We start from the raw sequence: 3909 nt of genomic DNA, 5'->3' as shown, positions 1-3909 counted from the left end.
TCGCAGAAGATATCTTATGGAAACTGGTTATAATATTTGTAGATTTTATCGCTATGTTTGCTGACCGACAGGTCTGATCGCCATCATGATTTTGGCTTTAACGTTGGGTTTGCATTCGTTAGCAAAGTAAGTCTGTTCAACCCCGAAACCGGGGGCATCTGCTTTTTGCCAATTGTTAAGATAACGCACTGAATGGCCGGAGGCCAAGGCCGATCATCATCATCTTTGTTGATGTTGATGTTGTTCGGCAGGCGGCATGCGAATGTCATCCTGACCGCCTTGATCGGCCCCCAACCAGGGGAGAGTCACCCTGGCCGAAAGACCACCGCCAGCGCGATTCACAAGCTCGAGTTTGCCCCCATGAGCTTTGATTGTAGCTTCAGCGATGGCAAGGCCAAGACCGCTACCGCCGGTCTCGCGGCTACGCGATGATTCAAGACGGTAGAACGGCTCGAAAACCTTGCCGAGTTCGGCCTCGGGTATCCCAGGGCCATGATCATTGACCGTGATCGTGACGTTATACAGATTCGGGTTAACGGTGACATCTGCCGATCCGCCATATTTGACGGCATTATCGAGCAAATTAACCAAGGCACGGCGTAGCGCCACCGGTTGGCAGACGATCGTTACGGGTGCGGCTGGCGTCATGCTCACGCGGCCTCCCGCATCTGCCAGATCGTTGACGATCGCGGCTAGCAACGCCGTTAAATCGATCCGCCGACGTGGCTCAACCATCGTATTGTCACGGGCGAATGCGAGTGTTGCCTCAATCATATCGTTCATCGATGCAATCGTCCCTAGCATCCGTTCACGCTCTTCATCGTTCTCGACGTCCTCGATGCGAAGCTGAAGCAAGGTCAGCGGGGTACGCAAGTCATGCGAGAGAGCCGCCAGCATCCGGGTACGACTTTCCACCAACTGACGCAGACGCGTCTGCATCAGGTTGAACGCACGGGCAGCTTGACGTGTTTCCAGTGTTCCAATTTCGGGAAGTGGCGGAGCCTCGACGTCGCGACCGAGCCGATCAGCCGCCGCGGCCATCGCCCCCAGCGGGGCCGTTACCCGTCGCACCGCCCAGACTGAGGCCGCGATCACGACGATGGTCATACCCAGAAAGGCGGCGAGCAGGGGCCATGACAAGCCAAATCCGCTTGAAGGCAAAGCGGCGGTGAAAATGATCCAGGTGCCATCGGTAAGTCTGATCGCGGCGCGCATCCGACGCCAGGGGGTCATCCCCGCCATCATCGCCATATCCGGCGACGAGGGCCGATCCATCATCGCCATCATGCGCTTTTGCCGGCTCGTCATCCGGCTCCGCACGGTGTCGACCGAGACGCCCAAACTCGCCTCGATATTCGGCGGTAATTGTTTGGTCAGATAGGCACGGATCGTTTGTGCGCGTTCCCCCTCTGCCCGAAGTTCTGCCCAGATCGGCCGGTGGGGCGACGCGGTAATGCGCAAGGTTTCTCCGCTGGCCGCTTTGATGAGTCGGTCACGCCACGCTGCCGGCGCATCATCGAGGAGCCGCGTCACGCTCACGATCCTTTGGGTGGCATCGAATGCACCCATCGCCCGAACGACAGCGACTTGGTTATAGGCAAGAATCGAATATCCGAGGGTCGCGGAAATTGCCAAACCTGCAAGCAGAATTAGGACGGTCTGACCGAACAATGTCGCCGGAACCAGGCGGAACCAGCGCGCCATCACCCGTTCCGCCGGAGTGTCTTGACGGTTGGGGTGAACAAGTAGCCACTGCCCCAGATCGTCTTGATCAGGAGCGGTTGGGTAAAATCCTGTTCGAGCTTGCGGCGTAGCCGGCTTATCTGGGTATCGATGCTGCGATCGAGCGCGACCACATCGTGACCTCGTGCCAGATCAAGCAATTGCTCGCGGCTTAAAACGCGCTGAGGACGTTCGACCAGCACCAGCAGCAGGTCGAACTCACCCGAACTCAGCGGCACGCTCACATCATCCTCACCCAACAACTCGCGGCGCTCGACGTCCAGCACCCAACGATCGAACGCATAGCGCCAGACGCTGTGCTCACGATCGCTGACGAACGGGGCTCGGCGCAGGACAGCGCGGATGCGGGCGATCAACTCCCGGCTGCCGAATGGCTTCGGCAGATAATCATCGGCCCCCATCTCCAGGCCAATCACCCGGTCGACCTCTTCACCCTTCGCCGTCAGCATGATGATCGGCACCCGGCTTTGTGCCCGCACCGAACGGCAGAGTGACAGACCGTCCTCGCCAGGAAGCATGAGATCGAGGAGGATCAGGTCGATCCGGTGCTCGGCAAGTTGCCTACGCATCGCCCGACCGTCGGCCGCCTGGCTGACCCGGAACCCCTCGCGCTGCAGCGCGCGTTGCACCAATTCACGGATTTCCCGATGATCATCCACGATCAAAATGTGATGGGTTTCGTTCATACCGCTCTTCTAGCCGGCCACGGCGGAGCGGTCTTCCAGAAAGATGTGGCGGAATTTTTCAAATGCCCGACTTGACATGAATTGGCACATAATCGCCTCGCACCGACCAACTTTCGAGACATGTGATCGCTAATTCTAGCGAGCGGGCAAGGTCGCGGCATCACGGCCCTCCTGGGATCAACTTGTATCACCGGAGATATCATGCCCGAGACAAAAGAAGGATCGAAGAAATGAACCGGACGATGAACTGGCGTAAATATGTTACGAGCGGCGCGGCAGCGATCTTGCTGGCCGGCACCGCCTCGGTTGCCTCGGCCCAAACCCCGGCGGCCCAAACCCCGGCAGCGGGACCGGCACAAGGCGGCTATGGCCCCGGCATGATGGGTGGAGGCTATGGGGCAGGAATGATGGGCGGTTTCGGACCGGGATCTAGAGACCGAGGGTTTGGCGCACAATCGGTTGCCACAAAACTCGGTGCGTTAAAGCAGGAACTAAAAATCACAACTGAACAGACCCCGGCATGGAATAGCTACGCTGCCGCGGTAAGTGGGGCTGATCAAAGCCTCTGGACGACGATGCGCTCGATGATGCAGCCCGGCACAATATCGCGAGTGACGCCCGAGGATCGCTTCACTATCATGGGCAAGGTCATCGCGCTGCAGAAGCGCCGGTTCGACACGGACAAAGCGGCAGCAGCGGCATTGTTGCCGCATCTGAGCCCATATCAACGTGGTCAGGCAAGCGAGATTCTGCCAGGTCTGGCGACTGGGGGATTCAGCATGAGCGGAGATGGTATGATGGGCGGATCTGACGTTGGGCGATACGGCATGGGGCCGGAAATGATGGGCACTGGCCAATATCCTGCACATCCGTAAGACCGATACTGGGCGATATGCGGACGCTTCGGTGGTGTGAAACATCCGCATATCCGGCCGGTGGACTATTTTTTGAAGGGAGACGCTGCGATGGGACACTACGGCTTCAGTACGACAGTAATCGGCGAATTCGACAGCGTGGTGGAGCGGGTAACTCTCGCCCTCAAACAGGAAGGCTTTGGCATACTGGCGACGATCGACGTTGCTTCCACGCTGAAAGGTAAACTTGGGAAGGAGATGCCACCCTATCTCATCCTGGGTGCTTGCAATCCTAGCTTGGCCCACCAGGCAATTACCGCTGACCCGGATATCGGCCTACTCCTGCCCTGCAACGTGGTGGTGCGGCAGACCGTCAACGGAGAGGTCGTCGTCGGGTTCATGGACCCCGAGTCGGTTCTCGGATTGGTTGGTAGTCAAGAGATCAATGCGATCGGCAGGGAGGTTCGGTTCAAGCTGGAGCACGTTCGCGATGCGTTGAGAACCGGTGCTGACCGTGCAGTCGCAGGAGCGGGAGCGGGAGCGTGATGTGGTCTAGTGGTTGGTGGGGGCCGAGTCCCTGGTTTGGAGGGTTTGGTATGATTATCGTTCCACTTCTTATTTTAGGC

The 3909-nt window shown here is 58.5% G+C and carries 4 protein-coding genes; 2 read left to right on the top strand and 2 right to left on the bottom strand.

All coding sequences use genetic code 11. The features are described 5' to 3' along the window. Positions 1 to 219 precede the first annotated feature (219 nt). Positions 220 to 1215 carry a sensor histidine kinase gene (locus tag ACP5E6_RS16875; RefSeq protein ID WP_427956124.1) on the bottom strand — a complete coding sequence of 332 codons (996 nt, stop codon included), beginning with the start codon at positions 1213 to 1215 and terminating at the stop codon, positions 220 to 222. Between the two features lie 488 nt (positions 1216 to 1703). Beyond that, positions 1704 to 2429: a response regulator gene (locus ACP5E6_RS16870; RefSeq protein WP_427956121.1), complete on the bottom strand. Its 726-nt coding sequence runs from the start codon at positions 2427 to 2429 to the stop codon at positions 1704 to 1706. A gap of 230 nt (positions 2430 to 2659) precedes the next feature. Between ACP5E6_RS16870 and ACP5E6_RS16865 the strand changes: the two genes are divergently transcribed. After that, positions 2660 to 3304 carry a Spy/CpxP family protein refolding chaperone gene (locus ACP5E6_RS16865; protein ID WP_427956119.1) on the top strand — a complete coding sequence of 215 codons (645 nt, stop codon included), beginning with the start codon at positions 2660 to 2662 and terminating at the stop codon, positions 3302 to 3304. A 36-nt stretch (positions 3305 to 3340) separates the two neighbouring features. After that, on the top strand, positions 3341 to 3829 hold the full coding sequence (locus tag ACP5E6_RS16860; RefSeq protein ID WP_427956116.1) for a DUF302 domain-containing protein: 489 nt from the start codon (positions 3341 to 3343) through the stop codon (positions 3827 to 3829). Positions 3830 to 3909: the final 80 nt, after the last annotated feature.

Source organism: Acidiphilium sp. (assembly GCF_049977125.1).
Taxonomy (GTDB): domain Bacteria; phylum Pseudomonadota; class Alphaproteobacteria; order Acetobacterales; family Acetobacteraceae; genus Acidiphilium.
This window is presented reverse-complemented; position numbering and strand designations above follow the sequence as displayed.

Bases quoted from the DNA above. Each gene is read 5' to 3' on its own strand.
- ACP5E6_RS16875 (WP_427956124.1), bottom strand. From the start codon at position 1,215: ATGCGCGCCGCGATCAGACTTACCGATGGCACCTGGATCATTTTCACC.
- ACP5E6_RS16870 (WP_427956121.1), bottom strand. From the start codon at position 2,429: ATGAACGAAACCCATCACATTTTGATCGTGGATGATCATCGGGAAATC.
- ACP5E6_RS16865 (WP_427956119.1), top strand. From the start codon at position 2,660: ATGAACCGGACGATGAACTGGCGTAAATATGTTACGAGCGGCGCGGCA.